A 26,640-nucleotide genomic window follows, 5' to 3' on the forward strand; every position below is an offset into this window, starting at 1 on the left:
TTGGGTTCCCGCGGATCGCCGATCATCAAGGATCTGGTCGGCGATCTATTCCCATGCTGCAAGATGTCTCCGGTTTGGGCCGGGGACATTTTCTATGGGTGCAATCGATACATCGGTCGACCAAGATCAGATAGGAAGCCATGCGCAATATCGGCTGTCATACCGTCCCAAGATCATCAAACCGCATTGTATTGACCAGGCGTTTCTTGCGGTAAGCCGAAGCTGACAGCCCGACATGTCGTTTGAAAGCGTTCCTGAAGCTGGAGGGTTCTGAATAGCCCACTTCTGCCGCGATGTCCTCGATGGCCGTGTCCGTTGTTTCCAGCATCTGCTTCGCTTCTTCGATGCGCAATGTCTGGATGTAATCCGCGGGCGACTGACCCGTGGCACTGCGAAACCGTCGCAACAGGCTGCGTTCGGTGAGCCCGGACCTTTGCGCCATGGCCGCTACCGGTTTTGGCACCGCGTAGTTATCTGCTGCCCAAATCTGGGCCTCGGCCACCACCGCGTCCTCATGCTGGCGGCCTGCAATCAGCGATGCATAGTGGAGTTGCCCCTCCGTGTGCGGCTGTAACAGATAGAGCTTCGCCATGTGTCTGGCCTCTTGCTCACCGGCAAATCGACCGATCAGATAGAGCATCAGATCCCCCCAGGCGGAGGCCCCGCCGGCTGTGACCACGCGGTGACCTTCCCCCGCCGGAACGAGAATGCGTTCGCGTCGCAACTGAACGTCGGGAAAGGCGCGCGCCATGAAATCGCAAAAGCCCCAATGGGTCGTGGCATCCAGACCATCCAGAAGGCCGGTGGCCGCCAGCAGAACCGAGCCGGAGCACACGGATGTGATGATGGCACCATTGGCATGGGCATCAAGGACATAGGCTGCCATTAGGTCAAATTCCGCGGGCATCGGTTGTGATGGATCGAGGTGCAGGTCCGGCACGATGACCAGATCTGGCTGCGCGATATCGCAGAGCGCGCCGTCGGGTGTGATGACGCGGCCGTTTACATCGCTGTAGGGTTTACCATCCAGCGACAGCAGCTTTGCCGCAAAGGCGGGCGCACGCGGCTCTGCGCCATGCAGCACCTCCCAGTCGCGCCCGACCGACGCCATCACGTCAAGAATGCCGAAGACTGTTGAAGTGCCGACACAAGGCATCGCGAGCACAGCCGTCCGACAAGCCGTTGGTTCATGGGGCATGGGTGTGTCCGATTTTCACCGTTTCGATCTGTTGGCCGCATATCACGACTCAAAAACATCCGGCAATACCACAGTCGACAGACGGGGCATTCCGCTGCGTCGCTCGGAGCAAGATTATGACTGAACACACATCCCTGTTGCCCATTGATGAGGCCAAGGCCCAGGATTTCGCAAACCGCATGGTCGGCGCTTTGAACAGCGCTGCCTTGTCCCTGATGACGTCGCTGGGTCACCGCACCGGTCTCTTTGACACCCTCTCGGCGCTGCCTGGCGCGACCTCGCAGGAGCTGTCTGACCAAGCTGGTCTGGCGGAGCGATACGTTCGCGAATGGCTTGGCGTGATGGTCACGTCAGACGTGGTTGAATACGATCCGCAGAAGCGGTCTTTCACGTTACCACCCGAGCACGCGGCGTTTCTGACGCGCGCCGCAACGCCCAACAACATTGCAGTGACCAGCCAGTTCATCGGCGTTGCCGCCGCGGTCGAAGAGGAGATGCTGGCGCGCTTTCAGGACGGAAACGGCACGCATTATCACCACTATGATCGGTTTCATGCGGTCATGGCAGAGGACAGCGCGCAAACCGTGGGCGCTGCCCTGATGGATCATATTCTGCCAATTGTGCCGGGTCTCCGTGACAGGTTGCAGGCGGGCATCGATGTCGTTGACGTCGGGTGTGGCGGTGGCCGCGCGATGCTGCTGCTGGCTCAGAAGTTTCCGGCCAGCCGCTTTACCGGGATCGATCTATGCGCGGACGCTTTTGCGGACAGCGCTGCGGAAGCAAAGCGGCTAGGCCTTACAAACCTGACCTTCAGGGCGCAGGATCTGGCCGAGGTCGACACGCTGGGACCATGTGACCTGATCACTGCCTTCGATGCGGTGCATGATCAACGCGATCCACAGGGTCTGCTGGATCTGATTTTCAGATCGTTGAAACCCGGCGGGCTTCTTCTGATGCAGGATATTGGCGGGTCGCGTGATCTGGAGATCAACAAGGAAAATCCCTTTGCGCCGCTGCTTTATACAATTTCCCTGATGCATTGCACGCCGATTTCGGTGGGGCAGGGCGGACCGGGGCTTGGGGCCATGTGGGGCGTTGAGACGGCGCAGGAATTCCTGGCATCCGCTGGCTTCCAGCAGGTCGATATGCAGCGCCTGCAGCATGACCCAATCAACGCCTATTTCATCGCGCGAAGGTGACGCCGTTCTGAGTGAGGAGAGTACCAGTGACAGAAGATTTCAAGAACAGCGCAATTGTGATCGGTGCGGGCTTGTCGGGCCTGGCCGTGGCAAAAGAACTCCGCGCGCGCGACATTCCGGTGAAGATCCTGGAGGCGCAGAATCAGGTGGCTGACCCGTGGCGGTCGCGGCATCCACAATTGCGGCTGAACATCCACCGGCATTACGCCGCTCTGCCCGGCAAGAAGATGACACGGGCGGATGGCACCTTTGTGCGCCGAGACACGGTGGTGCAATTCCTTGAGGAATACGCGCATGATCTGGATGTAGATATCCATTTTGGCGAATCCGTCAGCGCAGTCGAGCGCGCCTGGGGCGGTTGGCAGGTGGTCACCAACCGGGGCGTGCATCGGGCGGCTTATCTGATCGTCGCCACAGGTCGGGAGCGGTTGCCGGTGATTCCGGTCTGGCCTGGCATTGAAGACTTCGGGGGCGCGGTGATCCACGCAGCCGACTTTGCAGATCCGCGATCCTACGATGGCAAACGGGTGCTTGTGGTGGGGGCAGGAAACTCCGGCACCGACGTGCTCAACCACCTGTCGCGCAGCGCGCCGTCAAAGGTTTGGGTGTCGCTGCGGCACGGGCCATCGATCCTGCCCACGCGGGTTTTCGGGTTCCCATTGCATCGGTTGGCGGGGCTTTTTCTGCACGTCCCAAAATGGTCGCTGGATCCGCTTTTTGCCGCGATCCAATGGCTGGCCTTTGGCAATCTTCGCAGTCATGGGATGCGGCGCCATGTCTTGGGCGGCGGGACGCGCATGCTGCGTGAGGGGGTGACTTTTGCCCTTGATGACGGGTTCGTTGCCGCGCTGAAATCCGGTCGGGTCGAAGCGGTGGCGGAGACCGTCGGATTTACGCCGAACGCCGTAAAGCTCGCTGATGGGCGGAAGATTCTCGCCGACGTGGTGATCTGCGCGACCGGCTACGCGACCGGGTTGGCGCCATTGTTCGAAAAATTTGGTGTTCTGGATGCCGAAGGGAGGCCTCTGCACCCCACTGGTGAGCCTGATGAGAATTGCCCGGGCCTGTGGTTCACGGGGTACAGAACTCATTTCAAAGGGTTTTTCCATAGAGCAAGCGTAGGCGCGCAACGCATTGCAGAGGCAATTAGCGCGTCTGAAAAAAAATTATCGACCGTGAACCGCGTCACATACGGCGCGAACGACTTGGCGCTAAAGGCGCTCAATGTGAATGGAGTTAACGATGACCAGTAAAGTTATGAACCGCTTGGTACCGCACAGACCGGGCCTGCGAAAGATTCTGCAAAAATGGGTAGCAGACCTGCGCCAACGACGTGAACTGCGTGCCCTTGATGATTTGCCCGACCACCTGTTGCGGGACATGGGGTTGGACCATCACACCCGCGCAGAACGCAACCGGTTCGGTCGCGATCTCTGGAACTGATCCAAATCTAGAAACCAAATTTGAACAAGAGATGAGACCGATGCAGCACCTGCAAACCCGTCCTGCCGCCCAACTGTTCTTTCGGCGCTTTTTCACGACCGTCAGCGCAATTTCAATCATCGCGATGTCTGTAGGCGGCGTGTTTCACGCCAAGGCGGAAGAAAAGACGATGCGACCGGCACCATTAACGGATGCGGCCTTCCTCTACGATGGCGCGCCGCCGGAGGCGATGGTTTCTCTGGGCCGCGCTTTGTTTTTCGACCCCATCCTGTCCGGAAACCAGAATATCGCCTGCGGCACCTGCCATGATCCCGCGCGCGGAAGCAGCGATGGTGTTGCCTTGTCGATTGGCGAAGGCGGAACCGGTTTTGGCCCGGATCGGCGCACTGCGGATGGTGTTATTGAACGCATTCCGCGCAATGCGCAGGCGCTGTGGAATATTGGTGCGCGCGAATATGTCTCCATGTTTCACGACGGGCGGCTGGAGCCTGATGTCGCGGGCACCTTTGCAAGCGGGTTCTGGAGCCCCGCCCGCGAAGATTTGCCAGAAGGCTTGGATACGCTGCTCGCCGCACAGGCGATGTTCCCGGTGTTATCGCCGTCCGAGATGGCGGGGCAGAAGGGTGAAAACCCGGTTGCAACCGCTGTTGCCGAAGACCGCCTTGGTGATGCCTGGCGTCTGCTGGCCGCGCGTTTGGATGCAAATCCCGACTATCGGGCCATGTTTGACACGGCCTTTCCCGAATTGGCATCGGACACGCCTGTTTCCTTTGTCGCGGCGGCGCGGGCCTTGGCGGCGTTTCAAACCGTCGCGTTTCGATCTGATGAGAGCCCCTTCGACAGGTGGAGCGCCGGCGACGACACGGCCCTTGATGCGCAGCAGAAGCGTGGATTTGTGCTTTTTAATGGCAAAGCAGGCTGTGTGACCTGCCACTCCGGTCCCCTAATGACGGATCACGCATTTCACGCGATCGGCGTACCGCAGGTAGGCCCCGGCAAGGGGCATGGCGCGGATACCGGCTATTGGCGGGCGTCTGGCTTCAAGGATCGGCTGGAGGATGAAGGGCGCTACCGCGTCACTTTTGAAGAAGCCGACCTTTTCGCCTTTCGCACGCCCAGCCTGCGCAACGTCGCGCTGACCGGCCCGTGGGGGCACAATGGTGCCTTTGGTGATCTGGAGGCGATGGTGCGTCACCACCTCGACAGCACCGCGTCACTGCATGCCTACGATGTCGCCGAGGCGAGATTGCTACCGCTAGATCAGGTGATCGAGGCGAAAGGTGAAGGATCAAAGCTGCTCTTTCCGCTGGTCGATGCGAAGCGCCGCGCGGCGTTTGATCTGCGTGACACCTGGGTGCACCGATCCGACAACCTGCGCCACCGGATTGCTGCTGCAGCGCAGATCGATCCGGTGGCGCTGGAGGATGAGGAGGTTGATGCCTTGATGGCCTTCCTGCACAGCCTGACAGATCCGACGGCAATTGACCGCACACATCTCATACCTGCGCGCGTTCCCTCCGGTCTGCCACCGCAACCCGCCGCTTCGCAGGATGTGCCCTAAGGCGACCGATCTGTTTTGAACACGCACTCTGACCCCGAATGGTCCCGGATCGATGGCTTACATCTGACCCGGGACGTGCCGACAGCCCAAAACACCCGCTGCTGGCTTTCACCTGGCCCGATCTCATCCCTTTCGGATCGGGCCGTTTTCCAAAAAGGCAATTTCGCCAAATCAACTTATGAAGGACTGAAAAATGCATAAATCTCTCTTCTCCGGCGCGTCGCTACTGGTTCTTGCAACGGCGGCCCTGGCTGCGGATAAAGCTGAGCTCGAATTCGATTCCGGGGTTCCGGTTGGGTCGGTCGCAAACACCTCGGCGACGCTGGCCACATCCGCCGCGCCTGAACACATGACCCTGAGTTTCATTTTCCACATTGATGAAGGCATGGCAGAGCAGGACGTCTTCTACGAAAAAGTGCCGGGCTCGGGTGAGGTGTTCCGCCCAACGGCGGCCACCCGCGATATGGAGGCCCCCCTCTATGCACCGGCGGTTCCTGTTGCCCATAATTTCCTGGATACCACGGACACGGGCCCCTATCCGAAAGGTCCTGCGCTGGGCATCACACTGGGTGAGTGGTTTGCGGCCAAAGGCGCAGGCACCTACACCTGCGAGGACGGCGTCGGTGAGGTGGATTTCGCCTTCGAAAACCTCGTGCCGAATGGTGTCTATACGATGTGGCATGATTTCATGGTGTGGCCGCCGACAGAACCGTTCATCGGCACCTACGATCTGCCTTTTGGCGCACGCGATGGATCGGAAAACGTCTTTGTCGCAGAGGCGGACGGGTCGGCGAAATTCATGCGGACGATCTCACCCTGTCTGCAGCTTACCGGAGAGCACCTCATGGCCGATCTTGCGGTGGCGTGGCATTCAGACGGTCAGACCTACGGGCCGCTGACCGGCGAATTCTCCACCGTCACACATGTGCAGATGTATGTCGGCCTGCCCAAGCGCGCGGGCATGTAGCTGCAGGTTTCGGGGCGGTAAATGTGCCGCCCCGGTGTCCTGACAAACTGCAAGGTGGTGGGCTTTGCGACGATGATCGAAGATCATTTGCACTCAAAACGCGCAAGCCAACGACATCCATTCCCAACCCCATGCAATTGACTGTTTGGATAAATTCGGCTCAGGTGCCTCGGGCGGCGCCGTCCCCGGCGCGGCGCCCGAAAACGGCCCCCGAGGTCAGGCCGGACCCGCCGGGGTAACCTTCAAAGAAAACGCCGCCAACCATTTCGCCGCAGGCGTATAAGCCGGGAATTGCGTTTCCGTCCCCGCTCATAACCGCCCCTTGCTCAGACACTTTAAGGCCGCCATAGGTGAAGGTGATGCCACCGGTGACCGGGTAGGCCTTGAACGGTGGGGTGTCGAGCTTTTGCGCCCAGTTGGATTTCGGCAGGTCGAGGCCAATCGTGTTCTTGCCGTCAAGGGTCGTGGGGTCAAAGGTGACCTCCTCGTTTACCGAAGCATTAAAAGCCGCCACCGTCTCTAACGCCCGGGTTTGGTCTACGCCGTCCATCTTGGCGCAAAGTTCCTCCAGCGTGTCCGCCTGCACGAAATGGGCATCATGGAACCGGTACTCCGCATAGAGTAAATCATCGACCTTTGCGTCGAAAACCTGCCAGGCGAAATGGCCTGGCTGCTCCAGCACCGCCTTGCCGAATTGCGCATAGGTGTAGTTGCGGAAATTCTCGCCCTCATCGACAAAGCGCGCACCCTTGGCGTTCAACATCACGCCCAGAAAGTAGCAGATCTTGCGGTAATTCTTGCGCTCAGAGGGGGGCAGGGACAGGCCGCCATAGTCCGCCATGTGCAAATCCATCGGTGTGGCGTGGCAACCGGCGTAGAGCCCATATTGCATTGCCCCGACCCTGCCAGCCATCACCAGACCGTCGCCGGTGTTATGAGGGGTACCGCGCACCTTTGCCTTGTCCCAATGCCCGCCCATCAGTTCCGCGCGCATGTCGGCACTGGCCTCAAACCCACCGCAGGCCAGTATGACGGCATCCGCGTGCAGCACCCCACCGCCGGTCTCGACACCGCAAACACGTCCATCCTCCATGATCAGACCGGTGACCGCGCTGTCGTACCTGATCTCCCCGCCCAGTCGTTCGAAGGCAGCCAGTTCCATATCAAAAAGCCCGACGCCTTCGTTTTCGGTCGCAAGCGTCAGCCCACCCCAGAACACATGCCGCCCATTCTTCTCAAAACTCTGACGGCTGTAGATCGGTTCGAATTTGACACCATGATGTCCAAGCCATTGCATCGTCGGAAGGCTTTCTGCGATCAGGCTTTCCTGTTCCTCGGACAGGGCGCGCCCGCCGTTGAAGGCCAAGAGGTCACTGGCGAATTTGTCCCTTGTGTAACCCCCGAAATCGGTCACAGAGAGTTTCGGATCATCGGGGTCCTTGAGCAACGGCAGCAGGTCATCGGCGCTGTCATAGGCAAATCGCATCGCGCCCGCGGTATATTTGGTATTGCCACCGGCGAGCGTTTCATCCGCCTTTTCCAGCATCAGGACCTTTGCGCCGGCTTCACAGGCGGCGATGCCAGCGCAGAGGGCGGCATTGCCCGATCCAACAACGATGACTTGCTTTGACATTTGCGACTCTCCTCAGTATTGCCGTATTGTATCCAGACGTATACAATTTGGAAAGCCATTGTCTTGACCACTCCTGAACCAACGGATCTTTCTCAAGGGGGCGTGGCCTTCGCCAAAATCATGGCGGCGATCCAGGCGGGGGAATTTAAGCCAGGCGACCGGTTGCGTGAGGTCGATGTCGCGAACCGCCTGTCCCTGTCACGCACCCCGGTGCGGGAGGCATTAAGGCGGCTTGAAGCCGAAAACATCATCGAGCACCGGCCGCGTAGTGGCGCCGTGATCCGAACCCTGTCGCGGACCGAGGTGGTCGAGCTTTATGAGATGCGCCTGGTGCTGGAAAGCACGGCGGCACGGATGGCTGCCAAACACGCTGCCGAGGCCGAGGTTGATGCGCTGGCCGCCCTGAACGCGCAGATCGCCGCCGCCGTGCAAAAACCCACGGTCGCCGCCGCGATCAACCAGCAGTTTCACCGCTCGATTCATTTGGCGGCACGCAACCGTTTCCTGTTGGAATCTGCGCGTGCGCTCAACAACGCCCTTTTGCTTCTAGGGCCCACAACGCTGGCGGATGCGGCGCGGATCCGCACGGTCGTGGATCAGCATGCGGTGATCATCGATGCCATCCGGACCGGGGATGCCGGAGCCGCTGCCGCCGCCGCTGAAACCCATTTGCAGACGTCATTGCGCCACCGTCTCATGGTGATGTCCGCATGAAACAGGTCATTCTATCGCATGCGATCGCAACCCTTGGCGTGGGTGCGTTTCACCTGCTGCACCTGCCGCTGCCGTGGTTGCTGGGGCCGATCACAGCCTGTCTCATCGCGGCCCTTGCCGGGGTGCCGATGCGCGGGGTCCCGGTGGTCAACAACCTGATGCGCACCATTCTGGGGGTTGCCGTGGGGGCGACCTTCACCTGGGCGCTTGTGGTGACGATGGCGGGCATGTGGACGACGCTGATCCTTGTGCCACTGATGGTGTTTCTCATTGGTCTTATCGGGGTGCCGTATTTTCAGCGTCTCTGGGGGTTTGACTTCGCCACCAGCTACTATGGTGCGATGCCCGGCGGCCTGCAGGATATGCTGCTTTTCGGGGAGGAGGCCGGGGGGGACGTGCGCGCGCTTTCGTTGATCCATGCGACGCGGGTATTGGTCATCGTTGTGGCGCTGCCCTTCATTCTCAAGGGCTATTGGGGAGTTGATCTCAGCAATCCCCCTGGCGTGCCCGCAACGACGCTGCCGCTGTCGCAGCTGTTCCTGATGGCGGTTTGCGGGATCGTCGGTTGGCAGGTCGCGAAGCGGGTCGGGCTCTTTGGCGCGTCCATTCTGGGGCCAATGATCCTTGCGGGTGTCCTTGCGCTGCTGGGTGTTCTGCAGCACCGCCCCCCGGCAGAGGCGATCTGGATGGCGCAGTTTTTCATCGGGATGACGGTGGGCACAAAATACGCGGGTGTGACCGGCCATGAGGTGCGCCGCGACGTGACCGCAGCGCTGGGGTTCTGCCTGATCCTGCTGGTGCTGACGAGCCTCTTTGTCGAGGCGATCCATCTGCTACAGCTTGCCCCACCGATGGAAACGCTGCTGGCCTTCGCCCCCGGGGGGCAGGCCGAAATGACCGTGCTTGCGCTGATTGCAGGGGCCGATATGGCCTTTGTGATTGCCCACCACGTGCTGCGCATTGTCGTGGTGATCCTTGGGGCACCGCTGGCGGCGCGGATGTTCAGCCCCAAACCTCCGGGTTGATCATGTTGATGGGCGCGCCATCGGCATAGGCGTTGATCTGGTCAAAGATGTCACTGAACTGCAGATCAAATTCATCCTCGGTGACATAGCCGATGTGCGGGGTTGGCAGCACATTGGGATGTGTCAGCAGCGGATGCGTCGTGTCGGTCAGGGGTTCGCTATCAAAGACATCGACGGCCGCGAAAATGCGGTTTCGCGTCATTTCCGCTTCAAGCACGCCGGGGGCGATCAGACCGGACCGCGACGTATTCACCAACAGACTGCGCGGTTGCATCGTGGCGAGGTCTGCGGCGGTCACGATGCCTTTGGTCTCAGGCTTCAGGCGCACGTGCAGGCTGACGATATCCGAGGTGGCAAAGAAGGCTTCGCGGTTGGCTGCAACTATCACCCCGTCTGCGGCGGCGCGGGCGCGCCCTTCCGGCGAGGCCCACCATTGCACCTGCATCCCAAGCGCCTCGGCATATCCCGCGACGGCCTTTGCGATCCTGCCGTAGCCATAGAGGCCTAGGGTTCGCCCCCGCAGGCTACGCCCCACACCCGATTGCCAGGTACCCGCGCGGAGCGAGGCAACTTGCTGGGGGATCTGCCGGTAGCTGGCCAGGATCACGGCCAGCGTATGTTCTGCGGCGGCATAGGAGGGCGTGTCGGAATGCATGTTCGAGCACAAGAGCACGTTATGACGCGTGCAGGCGTCCACATCGATATGCGGATAGACGCTGCGCTGCGAAATCAGGCGCAGGTCGGGCAGGTGTTCCAGCAGATCCGCGCCGATCCGCGTGCGCTCGCGGAAAAGCACCAAAGCCTCCGCCTGCCGGAGCCGCGCCGCCAGACGTTCTGGGTCAGGTTCATGGTCGGTCCAAACGGTCACCTCATGCGCGGCCAGCTTGGCAAAGCAGGGCAGGGTGCGCAGCGTGTCGAACCAATCGTCCAGAATATGGACTTTCACCGGCTTTCTACGCCGTCGGCTGCTGTGGGCGCGCGCGGGGTCGGAATAAAGACGTCTTCTTCCAGCGAGCGGATCGCCAGCAACACCTTTTGTCGTTCCGCCAGCAGGTGATTGAATTGCGCGTCGCATCCCGAAATCGGGACCGGGTAAGCGCTGATTTCATCGCTGAGCAACCGGCGCGCCACGGCAAGTTCTGATTGCGCGGCCAGGATGCAGTCTTCGAACTGATCGGTCATGATGCTTCCTCCTTGTTTACTGTATACTATTGTATACTGAAATTAGGCTGCGTCAATCACCTGCCCAGACTGATGCGGGCACATAGACAGCGCCGCTCGCCAGTTTACGGGCGGTGCGCACCAATCCGGCGGATTTCACGGCAAAGCCGCTGGCGGTGTTCTCGAAGGCGACATCGACGTCAATGGCGCCGGATGGGTGTTCCAACGTGACCCGGGCGGGCGTTTCGTTTGGCAACGCCACATCGGCCACGGTGCCAGGGGTCAGAATGCAAGAGGCGAGGCATTGTGCGCCGGTCACCGCCATGGAGGGGTGGCAATTCCACGGCATGAAATAGCGCGCCGTCATCGTTCCGCCGTCTCTTGCGGGGGCCAGCAAGCCAAACTTCGGTGTGACGGATTGCGACACATCACCCATCCCCATGCGCAGGCCCGCTTCGCGACGCACCGCTTCCATACGCACGAAAAAAGCCTTGTTTTCATCAAGCTCCGTTGCACTTTCATACCCGTTCAGCCCGAAGCTTGCAGCGTTTGCGATCACCATGGGCATGGCCACATCCATGCAGGTGACCTCTATGCCCTTAATCACGTCGATCAGATTGCCGGTGGGCAGGAAAGCCCCGGTCACGCCGCCGACGGTTTCCATGAACTGTAGCGCAACGGGGGCCGCACTGCCCGGCACCCCGGCAATCTGCGTATCACCGTCATAGCGGACCTGACCACCCGGCGTCTGCACCAGCGCCGCAACCTTGGCTCCGGTATTTACGGCGCGAATGTTGACGGGCGTCTCGTCTTGCCGTGCGGGAACCAACCCCATTTCGATGGCCGCGGGGCCGACGCCCGACAGGATATTGCCGCAGGTGGGTTTGAAATCGACAAGCCTGTCTTCGACACTGACCTGCGCAAAGAAATAGTCGACATCCGCCCAAGGGTCGTCTGATTGCGAGAGCATCGCGACCTTGGTCGTGACCGCCACGCCGCCGCCGATCCCGTCGATATTGATCGGATGGCCTGACCCGAGCATGGCGATCAGCACCTCGGCCAGGGTCTCGGCATCCTCGGGCAGATCGGCGCGGTTGAGGTAGGGCCCGCGCGAGGTGCCGCCGCGCATGAAGAGGAAGGGGATGGCGGTCTGGGTCATGGCCGTCTGCTCAGGTCAACGGCCATGGCAAATCCGCATATTCCTGCAGCAGCCCGGGTGGAAAATCGCGGTTGAGCAGCCAGGCCATGCCACACATGAAGGTGAGGCCGACGGCAGTGTAGATCGCGGCATAGGCGGTGCTGACGCGGGCGCGCAGCTTCATGAAGCTGAAGAGGAAAACGGTGAGCGCGAGGATGAACCCGAAAAGCGAGGTCAGGATCAGCAGCCCGGCAAACCACGCCAGCGTCGGCCACAATCCATGGGTGGCATCGGCCTCCTCCCCGCTCTTTTCGCGGTCGGCAAAGATCGTATCTGTTTCGGGCTTCAGCATCATGGTGATGATCAGGATCGCACAACCGACCAGGCAGACCCCGGCGACAAACATCGGGAAGGTCCGGTCGCGGCTGAAGCTCGGGATCGAGGCGGCGTCATAGAAGGCGTAGGCGATATAGCCGGTCACCACGAGCAGCATCACGAAAGGCGCACGCTTTGAACCGGATTGTACGTCGCCTTCGGCCATGATGTTTTTGGCCTGGCGCAGCCCCATCACGACAGAGATCACAGTGATGATCAGCAGGACAATGACGATCGGGCTGAAGATGTAGTCGAGCCCGTCCTCGAAGCTTTTCCGGAACCGCGACTGCGCGATCTGGAGCGCCTGGTTGGCGTAGTTCTCCGCAGGGGTGGAGAGCACAAATCCGATCAGGAAGGCGGGCCGCGACCAGTCAAAGCGGCGCATCATCAGTCCCAGAAAGCCGATGGCGAAGAGGGCGACAAGATCCATCAGGTTTTGACCGGACTGGAAGGCGGCAAAGCTGATGATCATAAAGAGGAACGGCGCCAGCAGGGCGAACCGAATGGTCGTCAGTTTCGCAATGCCGCCGGAGGCCGCGATGCAGATGATGGTGCCCACCACATTTGCCAGCGCCAGCAACCAGACGATGGAATAGGTGATGTCGAGGTTGTTTTTCAACATGGCCGGGCCGACCTCGATCTGACCGGAGCCCAGAAGCGCGATGGCCCCGATGAAGATCGCCATGGAGCCGGAACCGGGGATACCAAAGAGCAGGGTTGGCACGAGACCGCCGCCTTCCTTGGCGTTGTTGGAGCTTTCCGGTCCGATCACGCCGCGCACTTCGCCTTTGCCGAAGTTCGATTTGTCCTTGGTCGTCTGTACCGCGTGCCCGTAGGCGATCCAGTCCACGACCGACCCGCCCAAACCGGGGATCACGCCGACGACAACGCCGATGATCGAACACCGCACGGACAGCCAGATGTTGGCAAACCAGTCTCTCACACCTTCGAGCCATCCACCGCCCAGTTGCGGCTCGCTGGAGATGGCGCGGTCCTGGCGCAACAGCGAGACAATCTCCGGGATGGCGAAGATACCAAGGCCGACGATCACCAGTTTCAACCCGTCGGTCAGATAGGGCAGGTCGTAGGAGGACATCCGCAGATCGCCGGAGGAGGCGCCTTCGCCGATGGTGCCGATGAGCATGCCAAGACCGGCCGCCACGATCCCCTTGATCGCCACGCGGCCCGCCAGAATGCCCACCATGGACAGGCCGAAGATCGTGATCATCAAAAGCTCCGGCGTGCGGAATTCGAGCACGATGGGCCGGGCGATCAGGATGAAGACGGTGAGGAAGCTAGCACCTACCAACCCACCGAAAAGGGAGGAGGCAAAGGCGGCGGACAAGGCCCGCGCGGCCTTCCCTTTCTTGGCCATGGGGAAACCGTCGAGCACCGTCGCCTGCGAGGCGGATGATCCCGGAATCCCCATCAGGACGGAGGCAAAGGTGTCGGAGGTCGGCACCACCGCGACCATACCCACCATCAGCGCCAGGCCCAGGATCGGATCCATCCCGAACATGAAGGGCAAGAGCAGCGACAGACCGGCAATCCCGCCGAGCCCCGGAAAGACCCCGATACACAGGCCCATCACAACGCCAAGCACCAGATACCCGATCACGACGGGTTGCAGGATCAACCCCCATGCATCGCCCAATGCGGGCAACGCCTCCATGATGACATCCATGAACTCTCTCCCTGCCTTGCTTGGAAAAGCGCCCCGACCGTTGGCCGGGGCGCTCAAAAAACAAGGCTTAGTTCAGCGAAACGCCGTATTTTTCCTGCAGCCAATTGACCACGAAGTCCTTGGCTTCCGGCGTCACATTGGTGCCGCTTTCCAGCGCTGTTTGCGCGGCCTCACCAGTCATTTGCGGGTATTTGCCCAGACGTTTGCCGGAGATTTCCGCAAAGTCGGCCCGCGCCTTCACCGCTTCAAAGGCAGCGGTATAGGTGGCGATGGCATCCGCCGTCGCACCTGCTGGCAAGAAGACCATCTTCTGGGCGGGGAATCCCGCGATGAAGAATGCCTTCCAGGCATCCCATTTTTCGCCGGAAGTTTCACAGCCATCGGTGGCCTCGCACACTTCCTTGAAGGTGGGAATGTCCGGGAAGGTCGGGTCCCGCACGATATTGCCCGCATCATCCAACGCGCCCCAGGTCATCATCGGCACGGCAGTGCCCGCCTCGACCAGCGGGGTCACACCCGACAGATAAGAGGAAGAGGTCTGGTAGTCGATATTGGCCTCACCCCGTTCAAACATCAGGCGACCATCGCCGCGTCCCTTGATGCCCATGACGCTCTCGACATTCAGCCCCAGCATTTCCCAGGCCAAAGTGGGCACAAGATCCAGACGGGTCGCGCCCTGATTGCCGTAGATGAAATCTTCACCCTGCAGCGGTGTGGCGCTCAGCCCGTCCATCTTTGCAGCCAGATCCGGTGGCAGATAGGCGACGCCACCGGTACCAGAGGCGAGCACCACGTTCCAGTCGGCGTAGTTGTATTTCACCCGCGGATCGCTCAGCAGGAACGGGAATTGCGTTGAGCCGCTGGAGCCGAAGATCAGCGTGCCATCGTCATATTCCTGCTCCTGAAAGAAGTTGGCGCCTTTGGTCGATCCGGCACCGGGCATGAACTTCACGACGACGGTGGGCTCGCCGGGCAACGCCTCAGACAGCAGCGGCGCATAGAAGTTGGCCCATTTGGCCGATCCGCCGGTTTCGGAGAACGGAATGATCCACTCAACGGTCTTGCCGCTCAGATCGATGCCGTGGCCGCCCGCATGGGCCTGAAGTGAAAAAGTCGCAGCAGCCGCGGCCACAAGGCCAACCGCCACGCGACGCGTGGTTGTGATTAAGGACATATGTTCCTCCCTGATATGTGGCGCTTCCTTTCGGGAAGACGCCATGCAAAATCGCCGGTCTTGTCCCGGACCGGTTGATGTCACAAAGGTTACCTGCGAACCTTGCACGAAACTTTCAGGCTTCAAAAAAGATGCGGATCACCCTTGTTGAAGACAATATTGGCCTCGCCAAAGGCATTGCCTACCGGTTGCAAGACACCGGACATGCGGTCGATTTGTTGCACGATGGGCACGAAGCCTCGGTGTTTTTGCGTGACGATAGCTCTGATCTGATCATCCTCGATATCAACCTGCCGGGGATCGACGGGCTGGCCCTGCTCAAGGAGCTCAGAGCGCGCGACGACGGGCGGCCGGTTATTTTGCTGACCGCGCGTGCGGAGACCGAAGACCGGGTCATTGGCCTCGATGCCGGCGCCGATGACTACTTGATCAAACCTTTCGAGATGGCGGAGCTGGAGGCACGCGTGCGTGCGTTGACCCGGCGGCGCGCGGTGCCGCACCGACAAACCGCGCAGATTGGCGCAGTGAGTTTCGACGCCGCCGCGCGCCAGCTTTTTGCCGATGACGCGCCCTTGGAATTGCCGCGTCGTGAGCTTTCGGTGTTTGAATGTCTTTTGTCTGCCGAAGGTCGGCTGGTGTCCAAGGCGGCCCTGCTGGACTATGCCTACGGCGTCGGCACAGATGTCGATGAGAAGGTCGTCGAGGTTTATATATCACGCCTCCGGTCACGGCTAAAGCCCTATAATATTGGGATAAAATCCCAACGTGGCCTGGGATACCAAATGCGCTACGAGCCCGAGGCATGAAGGTTCAATCGCTGCGCGCGCGGCTGATCCTGATCATCCTGACGCCGCTTTTGCTGATCTCTGTCGTGGCCACGGCCTGGCAGTTTCACAACACGACCGACCGCGCCGAGGAGATCTTTGACCGCGGCTTGCTTTCGGCGGCGCTTGCCATTTCCCGTGACGTCGCGGTGTCCGGCGGCGATGCGCTCAGCCCGGCCACACGTCGGTTGGTGAGCGATACCTCGGGCGGTGAACTCTTTTACCATGTCTTTGCGCCAGACGGCGTGTTCGTCACCGGCTATGCCACCCCGCCGGTGTCGCCTTTCCCGGTCGCTGCAGGGCCGCAGGAACCGCAATTCTATGACGCGGTTTACCAGGGTCGCGATGTTCGTGTGCTGCGGTTCCAGGACGCGACGGTCATCGACAATGTCTCCGGCCTGTTCACCATTACCGTTTGGCAGGACACGCAGGTGCGTGCCGGTTTCATCCGCGATGTGGTCCTGCGCGTGTTTGGCGTGATCGCCCTGATGGTGGTCAGTGTTGCCTTGGTTGTCTGGTTCGGTGTCGGCTTGGGATTGCGGCCCCTGCTGGATCTGCAGGAGGCCATTGCCCGGCGTAATCCGAATGAACTTGAGCCGATTCGCCGCAATGTACCGGTTGAAGCGCAGGGGATTGTCTCGACCCTGAACACGCTGCTGGACCGGGTGTCCCGCCGGATCAGTTCCAAGGACGAATTCATTTCAAACGCAGCGCATCAACTGCGCAACCCGATTGCGGGTGTGCTGGCGCTGGCCGAAGCGGTTGAGAAAGCCCCCACGCCGGAGGCTGCAAAATCCCGAAGCTCCGAATTGATCGCCGCCGCGCGCCATGCGACCCACCTGACAAACCAGTTGCTGTCCTTTGAGCGTGCAACCGGGTCAGATGTGGCCCTGAACGGCGAGGTGCTGGACGTTGAGGCGCTGATTGCGCTGGTGGTAACCCGATTTGAACAGCAGCACCCGGGCTACACCGTCACGGTCACATCTGACCGAAAAACATCGCATCATCACATCTGGGGCGATCCCGTGATGCTGCAGGAGGCGTTTTTGAACCTGCTGGCCAATGCCGTGGTCCATGGTGGCCCACAGGTCTCGCGCATTGATCTGCACATTTCCGCCTCGGACCGGGCCATCGAGATTATCGTGGAGGACGACGGTATCGGCATTGACCCTGCTGACCACGTTTTGGCCATTGGTCGTTTCAGCCAGGCCAAGGCCGGTCCCGGCAGTGGTCTGGGTTTACCAATCGCGGCGCGCGTAGTCGAAAACCACAAAGGCGCGTTGCAGATAAAACCCAGTACTTCCGGCGCGAAGATACAGATTTCCCTGCCTGTCTGGCGGGATCAGGATGCTGCGCGGCCTGCAGCGGCGGCGCACCAGCGTCATCTGTCTCAAACCTGACCCATCAGAGGGCTTTTCAAAAGTCTCGCCCGATCTTCGAAGGGACACAGATCAAAGCGGGGCGGCGCTGTCTTCCGGGAAGCCTGCATTTCGCATCAGGTCGAGGTAATGCTCCAAATCCTCAGGTCTGAGAAACGGCTCAACGCGTTCCGTGCGCGCAACCGACGTCTGCGGCGCTGCGGCCAGAACCTTTTCGCGCGCGGCCTCGGCTTCCTCGGTCCGGCCGAGCTTTGCATAGGCGAGCGCCAACAGCTCATAGGTGCCCGTTGTCTTGGGGGAGCGCTGCTCCATCACCTCAGCCGTCTCCGCGTAGTGCCCGGCGACAAGATGCGCGAAGGCCAGATCCCAAAGGTACCAGCCGGGGTAGCGCGGGTTCCGCTCCATCGCGCTTTCGATGAACTCGATCCCCTTGTCGGGCTCACCAGCGTAGGTCAGCGCCCAGCCAAGATGTACCAGCATTTCGGCATTGTTGGGGTTGAGATCAATGGCCTGCTGGTAGGCGGCCAGCGACTGCTCATGCCGCCGCTGATAAAGACGGATCGCCCCCATCGTCCAATGCCCGTAAGGATCATGCGGGTCGATCTCGATGGCCTTCTCCGCCCGGCGCTCCGCTTCGATCAGCGATTGCTCCGGCGCGTCGCTCCAGCCGTTGCGAAAATCCTGCAGATAGGCCCAGCCTGCATAGGCATGCGCGCGCCCGTAGAGCGGATCAATCTGCAGGGCGCGGTCGAATTCGGTGATCGATTGCAGGGTCTCTTCCGCACGGTAGCTTTCAAATAAAACCAGCCCGTTGAGAAAGTGGTCGTAGGCGGCCAGGCTTGCGGTCGGCATCCGCTGCACCCGGGAAAGCTCGCTTGCGCGCAGCTTGCTGTTGGCCCCATCTGCAATGCCCACAAGGCGGACGACTTCGGTCACGATCTCGTTTTGCAGCACCAAGAGATCGTCCGCCGGACGCTCAAATCGTTCAGCCCAAACGGTCTTGGACGTGGCGGCTTCATAAAGCTGCACATTCACCCGGACCGTCTTGCCATGCCATTGCGCGTCACCCGACACAACGTAGCGCGCGCCCAACTGCCCGGCGATCTCCAACGGCGACATGCCCTGCGCGGCATAGGCAAAGGTGGTGTCGGCGGCGTAAACCAGAACGGTGCTGAATTGCGACAGATCGGTTACCATGTCGCGTGCGACAGCCGTGACAAAGGCCGTCTTCTCTGCGTCGGCTTGGCCAAAGGCAAAGGGCAGAACGGCCACCGACGGCAGGTTTGAGATGGCAGGCGGGGCAGAGACGCTTGCGACCATCCGATTGCCGGGCGTAAGCACCAGCCCCGCAACCAGTGATACCAGCAACGCTGCCACGGCAATCAAGGCCACGCGCCTGACCGGCCGTTTTGGTTCCGGTTCGACATTGGCAGGGCCGATTTCCTTGAGAAGCTGCATCTTGGTCCGGACGCCGAGCTTGCGGTAGATGCTGTTGAGATGCGTGCGGACGGTGGCAGGCGCGATACACAACCGCTCGGCGATCTCCTTGTGGCTCAGACCGTCCACATAAGCGCGTGCAATTTCGCTTTCTCTCTTTGTCAAAATCTCTTGGCCGGGCATCGGGGCGCGCCTTTCAAAGATACCCCCTGATCCTAGCAGTAACCGCAGAATGGGTCAAAATGCGTAGGGAAAATACGCCATTTGAACGATGCCAATTTCCAGCAATGCAGACCAGGCTTGAAGGGCGGCACTCATAGCCCGCGTCTGCCCATATCAACGTTTTCAAACCCTTTCAGTTCAGGAGTATTGCAATGGACCGTCTCTCGCATTCTTATCGTTTCTCCACGCAAATTCAGCGTGCCTGCACCGTGCTGATCTGCGTGACCGCAATCGCGGCCACAGCAGTCAGCGCGCAGGACAGAAGCAAAGCGCCACTGGAACCGGAGCCGATGGTGACCGACCGCTCCGTCATCGCGGGCACGGTCGGGATGCCGATGCTTTTCACCTTTGATCCCAAATCGGTGGAGGACGGGCCACACGAGCTTGCCCATGACATCCTCACCGGGCGCAGCCTTGTGGTGACGTTCAAGAACGGCAAATCGGAGCGTGCGTTTCTAAAGGTGCCGTTCAGCGGACGCATCGATCTCAAAAGGACAACGGGCTTGAACAGCTGTTCGACCATCCACTGCGCCACCACGCAGGTGCCGACCTGTTTTGAGCTTCCAGAGGGTGGATGTACCTGCGTCTGCGGCGGCAGCTTCAAGGCGCTGGAGTAGGATCATGCGTCAATCTGATTTCACATGGGTCAGCTTCCAGCAGGACTTCAATTCCGCGACCACAAATGCCAGTCGCGGCTTCAAGATCGACGGCACCCCGGTCGGGGTCGGATACCTGCTGATCCAGCAGTTTGATGTCGAGGCGGACACGCACCGCATTTTGATCAACGGCAAGCCGCTCGACGGGTTCGACCTGGCCAGAGACAAAACCGATCGTGTCTGGACAACCTGGATGGATGGCATCCCGCCCGGGGTTCTCAAGCGGGGGTCCAACAAGATCAGCATTCTGCGCGACGCCCAAGCCAGCGAATTCTTTCGGATTGGCAGCGTCGCCATCCATTGGCGCGAAAACGGATAAAGGAGCGATCTGATGAACAAGACCAAAACCGCCCTGTATTACCGTCCCAACTCCGCCACGGTGGACGATGAGCTCTTCGACGATCTGGCCAAAAAACATCCCGGGCGTGGGCGGCCCAGTGATGTCGGCATGCTGGTGCCCGATATTGCCTATCTCAAAATCGAAGACTGCGATGAAGAGCCGCCAGGCCGCCGTCCGGGGGTGTCAGAGCGTGTGCCCCGGCCCGCGATCAAGGTGGATGGCGGTCCGCAATTCAGCATCGACGCCTTTGCCGATGGCCTCCGGCTTCGGCTCAACAATCGCAGCACGGGCTGGGCCTTTGTCATCAATCAGAACGGGCAGGAGGCCATCTCGGATGCAGGCGGCAACGCCACGGTCGCGGGTGATCTCGATGGAGCTGGCACGATTTTGAGCGCACGGGCCTTCACCCCGGACACCCGCGTGAATGTGGCCAGTGTCTCCAAAACGATCACAGCGGTTGCGGTGCTGCGCCTGCTGCGGGCAACCGGCAAATCCGTCACCTCCAAGATCTGGCCCTATCTGCCCGCCGGTTGGCCGGTCGAGGCCTCGGGCGTCGCGGATCTGGAGTTTCGCCACCTGCTGACCCACCGCACCGGTTTGACCACCCAGAACGCCGCCTTTTCCCAGACGCTTTCCGATGGGGGGCTGCAAACCGCGCTTTTGCTCGGCGCAGACCCCGGTGCGCCCTACGCCTACCGGAACGCCAATTTCGCGCTGTTCCGCCTGATCATTCCGGCCCTGTGGCGCGAAGCGGGAAACACCGCCGCCAACAACGACACCGATGTCGGGGCCGCGTTTTTCTATGCGGCTTACATCATCGACCAGCTGTTCGGTGAGATGGGCGGCGCGATCGGGGAGAATGCATCAACCAGTGTGCTCGATGACCCGCCCACGCGTTACTATGCGGCGGCGGGCACCGCGCAAGGAATCGAGTACCCGAATTGGGCGTTGCTTGCGGGGGCCGCCGGGTGGCATTTGTCGGCGCGCGAACTTGCCGCCTTTCTGGCCTTCATCACCTATGATGACGATGTTCTGGACGCCGCTTCGCGGGCGCAGATGGACAGCCTGCGCCTTGGGTGGCAGCCAACGGGCAGCTACGATGGCAGGTTCGGTGATTATCGCGGTCACTCGGGCAGCATCCGGTCGACCGTCAATGGCGTCACCGGCAACACCCGCGCCGGGATCATGAAATTCGGCATTCAGGTCGAAGCCGCCTTTGTCGCCAATTCCTCCATACTTGGGGTCAACGCACCCGTTGCCGACCTTTTGGCGGATGCTTTTGACGCGGCCTGGGGGTGACGCTCAACAGCACGGCAAAAATCCGCAAAACCACGAAAATCGCGTGCCAAATTGACGTCGATCAACCCAATCCGGAATTTCCGCATCAGTTTGTCATCACCCCCAATTTCTGATGTGGAGCGCTGGCATATGCAAAAGACGATGAAGGCTGCGGTGGTCACCAAACTTGGTGATCCGCTGGATATTCGCGAGGTCGATGTTCCCGAAATCGGGCCCGGAGAGGTGCTTGTCCGCGTGCGTGCTTCGGGCGTCTGTCATACCGATCTACACGCCGCGAACGGCGACTGGCCGGTAAAGCCAACCGCCCCCTTTGTCCCCGGTCACGAAGGTGTTGGCGAGGTCGCGAGGCTCGGCGCGGGCGTTACCCATCTGAAAGAAGGCGATCGGGTGGGGGTGCCTTGGCTGCACACGGCGTGCGGGCGCTGCGAGCATTGCTCCGGAGGCTGGGAGACGCTGTGCGAAAGCCAGCAGAATACCGGGTATTCTGTCGATGGCGCCTATGCGGAATTCGTCAAAGCGGATGCGGATTATGTCGGGCAAATTCCGGATGTGCTTGATTTCGGACCAGCCTCCCCGGTGCTTTGCGCTGGCGTGACGGTCTACAAGGGCCTCAAGGAAACCGAAGTGCGCCCGGGCCAGTGGGTTGCGATTTCAGGGATCGGCGGCCTGGGGCATATGGCGGTACAATACGCAAAGGCAATGGGCATGAACGTGGTCGCGGTGGATGTCGCGGACAGCAAACTTGATCTGGCGCGCTCTCTGGGCGCGGATGAGGTGATCAACGCGGCCAAGACAGACCCTGTGAAGGAAGTCGCCAAGCATTTGGGCGGCGTTCACGGCGCATTGGTTACGGCCGTGAGCACCAAGGCGTTTGCCCAGGCCACGGGCATGCTACGCCGTCACGGAACCATGTCTCTTGTGGGGCTGCCGCCGGGGGATTTCCCGCTCCCGATTTTCGAAGTGGTCCTGAAGCGCCTGACGATTCGCGGCTCCATTGTCGGCACGCGTCTTGATCTCTCGGAGGCTCTGTCCATCGCCGCCGAGGGCAAGGTGTCAACGACCTACAAATGGGACAAGCTCGAAAACATCAACGCGGTGTTTGATCGGATGCGCCAAGGTACAATCGACGGGCGTGTGGTGCTGGAAATCTGACGGCGCGCCCAACTGCCCGCGCAACACTCGCAGCTGCTCTCGGTGATTTGACGAAGAATGCTGCGCCCGCGTGCTGGAGATGCCGCAAATTCGGCGGTGGGGTATCCGCAGTCAGACGGCGTTTTATGCAGAGCATTCCGCTGGCTAGGGGGCGGGCCGAGAGCGTTTTCAAGCATAGATGTATCAGGGCGATGCTACGAATTCTGTGGATCATCATGACCTGAATCGAGATGATTTCATGTTTGAAACAGCCTGTTCTTTGAGAGAATTTTACGCTGTGTAGCGGCCTCGCGCCAAGCGCATTGATGCGCTGCCCGACCAATGTGGATGCCAGCTCGAAAGACCCGCTTGCCGGTGCGTTGTGTCGCCCTCGGCCTCTTCCCTCTCGCCGTGCGATTCTCGTCAGGATAGAAAATCTCACATTTCTGTGATATGCTTTCCCCTATTCTAGTGATTTTTTGACAAGCTTTTTCCTCAGAACGATTGTTCGGAGTAGGCGCCATGGGTTCTTCGCTCACCCTCAAATTAGCCAACGCGATAAATGACATTTCTGCAGCCGGAACCGACAGCCGCGCGCATCTCGACCTGGAAGAGATCGGTGATCTTTTTGCGCCACTCATCCCTGAACGGATCGAGCGCCGACGGATCATTCGACCGGAAGACCTCTTTGTCGCTGATCTGGTGCTGCACAATCTGAGCGTGACGCCCGGTCCACCCCAGCGGCTGATCCGTACGATACAATCCCGACCGGCACATCTGTGCCTTGGCCTTCAGGGGCAGCACTTTGGCGAGGAAACACTGGTCACCGGTGCGGCGAATGGCATTCCCTCCGATTTGCTCTCGGGAGAGCTGGAAGTCCCACCCCCGGCGCCGCGTGTGATGCGTGCGCGGCTTGCCTACCCTAGCCGCGTGGTCGTGCGCATGCCGCAGACGCAGATGGCGCTCGACTACACGGTGGATGCCATCCTCAAGGCCATCACCACCTGGCCGCTCAACCTTGATCCGCTGGCGCGCAGTCTGCCGGTCTTCGCAGAGTTCGGGGTTGCCGAGCTGACCAAGACGGATCTTTCTGATCTGGTAAAAGTCGACGCCTTGCAGAACGCGGTTTCCGCCTTGCAGCCGTTGAAGATGGACCTGCAGGATATGTTGAGCGAACTGGACGCCGCACCGGTTGCTCGTGGGGCCATTCGCGATGCCCGGCGCAGCGCTGTGGGGGCCCTGTCAACCAGATCCGCCGGGTTGGTTGGCGGTGCTGCAACCGATGACGCGACGGCGTTTCGCGCCAAGCTGGATGCAACACGCGGTCTGGATGACACCAAGAAAGCACTTGGAACGGCTCTCTTTGAGGTGCAACGCGCCAAGGACACAGCGGATCGGATCTCAGCCCAGCAAACATCTGATCGCCTCACGGTCGCAGAAATCTCGAAAATCTCGCAGGTGCTGATCTATGCGCTGCTGCCGCACCGCCCCGGCCATCTCGTCACCTCGCTCGAACTGCCCTATCGATTGCTGCAAAGCCCGCATTCGAACGCATCTTTTGTGCATCCAACCGCACCGGTGACGCTCTCTGATCGGACCGAGCTGTGGCGCACGACCCTGATGCGGCGCACGACGAGCGATCCTGCCCCGATCGGACCGAATGGATTGCCGATCACGGTGATGTGGAGCCCGGATTACACCGGATCGGCAGCGCCAAAGAAAGACCCCTTCCGGATGTCGCTGGCGCCACGCCATCGCGATGATCTGGTGCGGCTGATGTCGGGACATACCGAACAATTGGCAACCACGGGCAAGAGCTACACGCCAACGCCCGCGCGTGCCCGACGTCTGCAGCTCTCCGCCTGGGGCGGTGTGTTAGAGGCGGACGGCGAGTGGATGGTGGATGTCCAGGGTGTCGACACCGAGGAGTGGAAACACGATGCCTCCTACGGGCGGGATGAATTTGTGCGCGTGGTGGAAGGCGGGTTTCTCTTTCCCTTCGGACACCGCGCCGCCTTTGTCACCCTGACGCAGCGCGAGATCGAGGATCACACCGCGTCTGGCTGTGGCGCCTTTCTGCGCCAGCGTCGTTTCATCGTGTTGCGCGAGGCGGTGAAATCCTTTCCCGCGCCGGGTATGGTGCATGACGGGCGTAAGCTGCCGTTCAAAACCATCACCTGCCTGACCAGGAAAACGCCTGCCCTCGACAGCCCGTCAAATGCCCTCTCGAGCGTGGCGGGGCTGAATGAAATGCAGGCCTTCTGGCCGGTCGCCAACAATGAAGGCAGCCCGTTCCGTTTCGAATTCGAAGCGGTGGACATCTCTGGCCGACGCACGACTTTCAAAAGCAATGTGATCTTCGTCTTCAAATCCCTCGCCTTTCCGCCTGCGAACCAGATCAACAAGGTGCAGACCGGATTTGCCGGTGCGGGCTCATCGATCAACGACCGCAGCCGCGTGCCCTTTGAGGGGCAGGTGGTGCGCATGGCCCCGGTAGGCGACGGCACGCCGGGCGATGTGGACGTGCCATTGGACGAGATCGTCTTTGAGGGCACCAGCGCCCAAGGGCAGACCCCGCCGTTTCATCCTGCCGTCAGATGTGCGGATGCACGGCTCAAAGCCCTGGAAGGGGTCACCGGAAAAACCGCCTCCGAAACGGTGGAATTCGAAAAAAGCACCTATTTGCCGCAGGGCTATACCAACAATCCCTGGCGCGTGTTTCTGGAGCTGAAGACACCTTTCAAGGTCGATATGGGCGGCGACGTTCCAACCGACAAAGTGGGCGGCATCGGGCAGCCGACGCAATCGCTTTCGGCGATCTCCAACGGGTCGGGTGCTGTGTCAGGATCGGTATCGGCGCTGACGGGCGGCAATGTCGATCCCGCCGATATGTTCCCGGAGGCGAAAATCCTTGGTGGATTTGATCTCAAGGACATCATCGCGCCCTTTATCGCCGGTGCATTGGGGCAGGTGCCGGGGTTTAAGACCGAAGAGTTTCCCGACAAGATCGTCACCAGCTGGAATTATAAAGACGACAACATCACCGCCTCCATTCCCGGGCTGGTCTTTGGCGCGGGCGGGCAGAGCACACTCGAACTTGGGGCCAAGCTCACCGCCTATTTCACCTATCCGGACCCCGATCTGGGGTTCAAGAACAAGGACGGTGACCCGGCACCTGATTTCGGCGCGGGCACCGACCCCGGCTGGAAAGACCCGGAGGCGGAGGCGACCGGTAAGCTGACCAACTTCAAGCTCGATTTCTTTGGTTTCGTGATCGTCTGGTTTGATGAGTTCAGCTTCAAATCCACGGTCAAAAAGAAATTCGACCCCAACCCCAAGCTACATGACACCGACCCGGTGGTCTTTGGCGGCCCTCTGGAATTCATCAATACGCTCAGTGAGCTGATCCCGTCGGGTGGATTTTCCGACCCGCCCATCATCAAGCCCGGCCTGACCGATTTGCAGGTGGGGTATGATTTCAAACTGCCCAACGTCGAGGTCGGCATTTTTGCCCTGAAAAACATGAAGATCGGCGCGATCCTGACCATCCCGTTCCAGGGCGATCCTGTGGCGCTCAAGTTCTTTTTCAACACCCGCGAAGCGCCGTTTTTGCTGACGGTTTCGATGTTTGGCGGTGGTGGCTTCTTTGCTCTGGTCACGACGGCGGACGGTATTCAGGAGGTCGAGGCCGCCTTCGAGTTTGGCGCCTTTGCAAGCTTTGACATTGGCGTCGCGTCGGGCGGCGTCTACGTGAAGGGTGGCGTTTATTTCCACTGGAAAACCGACGCGGTCACGCTAGAAGGCTATGTCGAGATGGGCGGCGAGCTTTCCGTCCTGGGGCTGATCTCTGTCTCCGTCACCTTCCATCTGTCGCTGGGCTACTACAAGGAAGCGGGCAACTCCTACGTCAAGGGGCAGGCGACACTGACCGTCGAGGTCGAAGTGCTGTTCTTCTCGGCCTCGGTCAAACTGAAGGTAGAGCGGAAATTCTCCGGCTCTCCGGGCGATCCAACCTTTGCGCAGCTCATTCCCGACGCCACCGTTTGGGAAGACTACTGCTCGGCATTCGGATAGAGGGAG

Annotated in this window: 22 protein-coding genes; 14 read left to right on the forward strand and 8 right to left on the reverse strand. The window is 60.5% G+C overall.

Features of this window, described 5'->3' with window-relative positions; translation table 11 throughout:
• Positions 1-157: 157 nt before the first annotated feature.
• The gene (locus Q1A63_RS16755) at positions 158-1,198 is read right to left on the reverse strand and encodes a helix-turn-helix domain-containing protein (RefSeq protein ID WP_298972786.1); all 1,041 of its coding nucleotides are present in this window, start codon (positions 1,196-1,198) and stop codon (positions 158-160) included.
• A 116-nt stretch (positions 1,199-1,314) separates the two neighbouring features.
• Here Q1A63_RS16755 and Q1A63_RS16760 point away from each other — a divergent pair, with 116 nt between their 5' ends.
• From Q1A63_RS16760 to Q1A63_RS16780, 5 genes are all read left to right on the forward strand, one after another.
• Positions 1,315-2,397, forward strand: coding sequence for a class I SAM-dependent methyltransferase (locus tag Q1A63_RS16760; RefSeq protein ID WP_298972787.1), 1,083 nt, complete (start codon positions 1,315-1,317; stop codon positions 2,395-2,397).
• 26 nt (positions 2,398-2,423) lie between these two features.
• Positions 2,424-3,650, forward strand: coding sequence for an NAD(P)/FAD-dependent oxidoreductase (locus Q1A63_RS16765; protein ID WP_298972789.1), 1,227 nt, complete (start codon positions 2,424-2,426; stop codon positions 3,648-3,650).
• Complete coding sequence (locus Q1A63_RS16770) at positions 3,640-3,840, forward strand: hypothetical protein (RefSeq protein WP_298972791.1); 201 nt, start codon at positions 3,640-3,642, stop codon at positions 3,838-3,840. The genes Q1A63_RS16765 and Q1A63_RS16770 overlap by 11 nt, the downstream gene beginning before the upstream one ends.
• A 31-nt stretch (positions 3,841-3,871) precedes the next feature.
• A complete protein-coding gene (locus Q1A63_RS16775; protein WP_298972793.1) occupies positions 3,872-5,401 on the forward strand; it encodes a cytochrome c peroxidase in 1,530 nt (509 codons plus the stop codon).
• 193 nt (positions 5,402-5,594) lie between these two features.
• Positions 5,595-6,368 (forward strand): hypothetical protein, encoded by a 774-nt coding sequence (locus Q1A63_RS16780; RefSeq protein WP_298972794.1) that lies wholly within the window; start codon positions 5,595-5,597, stop codon positions 6,366-6,368.
• A 160-nt stretch (positions 6,369-6,528) separates the two neighbouring features.
• On the opposite strand, the gene tcuA is transcribed toward Q1A63_RS16780, so the two are convergent.
• The gene (tcuA, locus tag Q1A63_RS16785; RefSeq protein ID WP_298972797.1) at positions 6,529-8,001 is read right to left on the reverse strand and encodes an FAD-dependent tricarballylate dehydrogenase TcuA; all 1,473 of its coding nucleotides are present in this window, start codon (positions 7,999-8,001) and stop codon (positions 6,529-6,531) included.
• 102 nt (positions 8,002-8,103) lie between these two features.
• Here tcuA and Q1A63_RS16790 point away from each other — a divergent pair, with 102 nt between their 5' ends.
• Together Q1A63_RS16790 and Q1A63_RS16795 are read left to right on the forward strand one after the other, a co-directional pair.
• Entirely contained in the window at positions 8,104-8,715 is a 612-nt protein-coding gene (locus Q1A63_RS16790) for a GntR family transcriptional regulator (protein WP_299632261.1), read from the forward strand.
• Positions 8,712-9,740: an AbrB family transcriptional regulator gene (locus Q1A63_RS16795; RefSeq protein WP_298972801.1), complete on the forward strand. Its 1,029-nt coding sequence runs from the start codon at positions 8,712-8,714 to the stop codon at positions 9,738-9,740. Before Q1A63_RS16790 ends, Q1A63_RS16795 begins: the two co-directional genes overlap by 4 nt.
• On the opposite strand, the gene Q1A63_RS16800 is transcribed toward Q1A63_RS16795, so the two are convergent.
• The 5 genes from Q1A63_RS16800 to Q1A63_RS16820 all read right to left on the reverse strand — a co-directional run bounded on the left by Q1A63_RS16800 (position 9,718) and on the right by Q1A63_RS16820 (position 15,272).
• On the reverse strand, positions 9,718-10,686 hold the full coding sequence (locus Q1A63_RS16800) for a D-2-hydroxyacid dehydrogenase family protein (protein WP_298972803.1): 969 nt from the start codon (positions 10,684-10,686) through the stop codon (positions 9,718-9,720). The genes Q1A63_RS16795 and Q1A63_RS16800 overlap by 23 nt on opposite strands.
• On the reverse strand, positions 10,683-10,922 hold the full coding sequence (locus Q1A63_RS16805) for a hypothetical protein (protein ID WP_298972806.1): 240 nt from the start codon (positions 10,920-10,922) through the stop codon (positions 10,683-10,685). The genes Q1A63_RS16800 and Q1A63_RS16805 overlap by 4 nt, the downstream gene beginning before the upstream one ends.
• Positions 10,923-10,974: 52 nt before the next feature.
• Positions 10,975-12,060 carry a 4-oxalomesaconate tautomerase gene (locus Q1A63_RS16810; RefSeq protein ID WP_298972808.1) on the reverse strand — a complete coding sequence of 362 codons (1,086 nt, stop codon included), beginning with the start codon at positions 12,058-12,060 and terminating at the stop codon, positions 10,975-10,977.
• 10 nt (positions 12,061-12,070) lie between these two features.
• Positions 12,071-14,098, reverse strand: a complete 2,028-nt coding sequence (locus Q1A63_RS16815) for a tripartite tricarboxylate transporter permease (protein ID WP_298972809.1) — start codon at positions 14,096-14,098, stop codon at positions 12,071-12,073.
• Positions 14,099-14,165: 67 nt separating this feature from the next.
• Complete coding sequence (locus tag Q1A63_RS16820) at positions 14,166-15,272, reverse strand: tricarboxylate transporter (protein WP_298972810.1); 1,107 nt, start codon at positions 15,270-15,272, stop codon at positions 14,166-14,168.
• 131 nt (positions 15,273-15,403) lie between these two features.
• Here Q1A63_RS16820 and Q1A63_RS16825 point away from each other — a divergent pair, with 131 nt between their 5' ends.
• Positions 15,404-16,078 carry a response regulator transcription factor gene (locus tag Q1A63_RS16825; RefSeq protein WP_298972811.1) on the forward strand — a complete coding sequence of 225 codons (675 nt, stop codon included), beginning with the start codon at positions 15,404-15,406 and terminating at the stop codon, positions 16,076-16,078.
• The gene (locus Q1A63_RS16830) at positions 16,075-17,496 is read left to right on the forward strand and encodes a sensor histidine kinase (RefSeq protein WP_298972814.1); all 1,422 of its coding nucleotides are present in this window, start codon (positions 16,075-16,077) and stop codon (positions 17,494-17,496) included. Before Q1A63_RS16825 ends, Q1A63_RS16830 begins: the two co-directional genes overlap by 4 nt.
• A gap of 51 nt (positions 17,497-17,547) precedes the next feature.
• Here Q1A63_RS16830 and Q1A63_RS16835 read toward each other — a convergent pair whose 3' ends face one another.
• On the reverse strand, positions 17,548-19,077 hold the full coding sequence (locus Q1A63_RS16835; protein ID WP_298972817.1) for a LuxR C-terminal-related transcriptional regulator: 1,530 nt from the start codon (positions 19,075-19,077) through the stop codon (positions 17,548-17,550).
• A 209-nt stretch (positions 19,078-19,286) separates the two neighbouring features.
• Between Q1A63_RS16835 and Q1A63_RS16840 the strand changes: the two genes are divergently transcribed.
• The 5 genes from Q1A63_RS16840 to Q1A63_RS16860 all read left to right on the forward strand — a co-directional run bounded on the left by Q1A63_RS16840 (position 19,287) and on the right by Q1A63_RS16860 (position 26,634).
• Positions 19,287-19,751, forward strand: coding sequence for a hypothetical protein (locus tag Q1A63_RS16840; protein WP_298972821.1), 465 nt, complete (start codon positions 19,287-19,289; stop codon positions 19,749-19,751).
• A gap of 4 nt (positions 19,752-19,755) precedes the next feature.
• Positions 19,756-20,109 carry a hypothetical protein gene (locus Q1A63_RS16845; RefSeq protein ID WP_298972824.1) on the forward strand — a complete coding sequence of 118 codons (354 nt, stop codon included), beginning with the start codon at positions 19,756-19,758 and terminating at the stop codon, positions 20,107-20,109.
• Positions 20,110-20,121: 12 nt separating this feature from the next.
• On the forward strand, positions 20,122-21,429 hold the full coding sequence (locus Q1A63_RS16850; RefSeq protein WP_298972827.1) for a serine hydrolase domain-containing protein: 1,308 nt from the start codon (positions 20,122-20,124) through the stop codon (positions 21,427-21,429).
• A gap of 129 nt (positions 21,430-21,558) precedes the next feature.
• Complete coding sequence (adhP, locus tag Q1A63_RS16855; RefSeq protein ID WP_298972829.1) at positions 21,559-22,581, forward strand: alcohol dehydrogenase AdhP; 1,023 nt, start codon at positions 21,559-21,561, stop codon at positions 22,579-22,581.
• A gap of 501 nt (positions 22,582-23,082) precedes the next feature.
• Complete coding sequence (locus Q1A63_RS16860; RefSeq protein ID WP_298972831.1) at positions 23,083-26,634, forward strand: hypothetical protein; 3,552 nt, start codon at positions 23,083-23,085, stop codon at positions 26,632-26,634.
• Positions 26,635-26,640: the final 6 nt, after the last annotated feature.

Origin of the sequence: uncultured Roseobacter sp. (assembly GCF_947499265.1) — a bacterium.
Taxonomy (GTDB): domain Bacteria; phylum Pseudomonadota; class Alphaproteobacteria; order Rhodobacterales; family Rhodobacteraceae; genus Roseobacter.

Coding starts and splice junctions, on each gene's coding strand:
- Q1A63_RS16755 (WP_298972786.1), bottom strand. CDS start 1,198: ATGCCCCATGAACCAACGGCTTGTCGGACGGCTGTGCTCGCGATGCCT.
- Q1A63_RS16760 (WP_298972787.1), top strand. CDS start 1,315: ATGACTGAACACACATCCCTGTTGCCCATTGATGAGGCCAAGGCCCAG.
- Q1A63_RS16770 (WP_298972791.1), top strand. CDS start 3,640: ATGACCAGTAAAGTTATGAACCGCTTGGTACCGCACAGACCGGGCCTG.
- Q1A63_RS16775 (WP_298972793.1), top strand. CDS start 3,872: ATGAGACCGATGCAGCACCTGCAAACCCGTCCTGCCGCCCAACTGTTC.
- Q1A63_RS16780 (WP_298972794.1), top strand. CDS start 5,595: ATGCATAAATCTCTCTTCTCCGGCGCGTCGCTACTGGTTCTTGCAACG.
- tcuA (WP_298972797.1), bottom strand. CDS start 8,001: ATGTCAAAGCAAGTCATCGTTGTTGGATCGGGCAATGCCGCCCTCTGC.
- Q1A63_RS16795 (WP_298972801.1), top strand. CDS start 8,712: ATGAAACAGGTCATTCTATCGCATGCGATCGCAACCCTTGGCGTGGGT.
- Q1A63_RS16805 (WP_298972806.1), bottom strand. CDS start 10,922: ATGACCGATCAGTTCGAAGACTGCATCCTGGCCGCGCAATCAGAACTT.
- Q1A63_RS16810 (WP_298972808.1), bottom strand. CDS start 12,060: ATGACCCAGACCGCCATCCCCTTCCTCTTCATGCGCGGCGGCACCTCG.
- Q1A63_RS16815 (WP_298972809.1), bottom strand. CDS start 14,098: ATGGATGTCATCATGGAGGCGTTGCCCGCATTGGGCGATGCATGGGGG.
- Q1A63_RS16820 (WP_298972810.1), bottom strand. CDS start 15,272: ATGTCCTTAATCACAACCACGCGTCGCGTGGCGGTTGGCCTTGTGGCC.
- Q1A63_RS16825 (WP_298972811.1), top strand. CDS start 15,404: ATGCGGATCACCCTTGTTGAAGACAATATTGGCCTCGCCAAAGGCATT.
- Q1A63_RS16830 (WP_298972814.1), top strand. CDS start 16,075: ATGAAGGTTCAATCGCTGCGCGCGCGGCTGATCCTGATCATCCTGACG.
- Q1A63_RS16840 (WP_298972821.1), top strand. CDS start 19,287: ATGGACCGTCTCTCGCATTCTTATCGTTTCTCCACGCAAATTCAGCGT.
- Q1A63_RS16845 (WP_298972824.1), top strand. CDS start 19,756: ATGCGTCAATCTGATTTCACATGGGTCAGCTTCCAGCAGGACTTCAAT.
- Q1A63_RS16850 (WP_298972827.1), top strand. CDS start 20,122: ATGAACAAGACCAAAACCGCCCTGTATTACCGTCCCAACTCCGCCACG.
- adhP (WP_298972829.1), top strand. CDS start 21,559: ATGCAAAAGACGATGAAGGCTGCGGTGGTCACCAAACTTGGTGATCCG.
- Q1A63_RS16860 (WP_298972831.1), top strand. CDS start 23,083: ATGGGTTCTTCGCTCACCCTCAAATTAGCCAACGCGATAAATGACATT.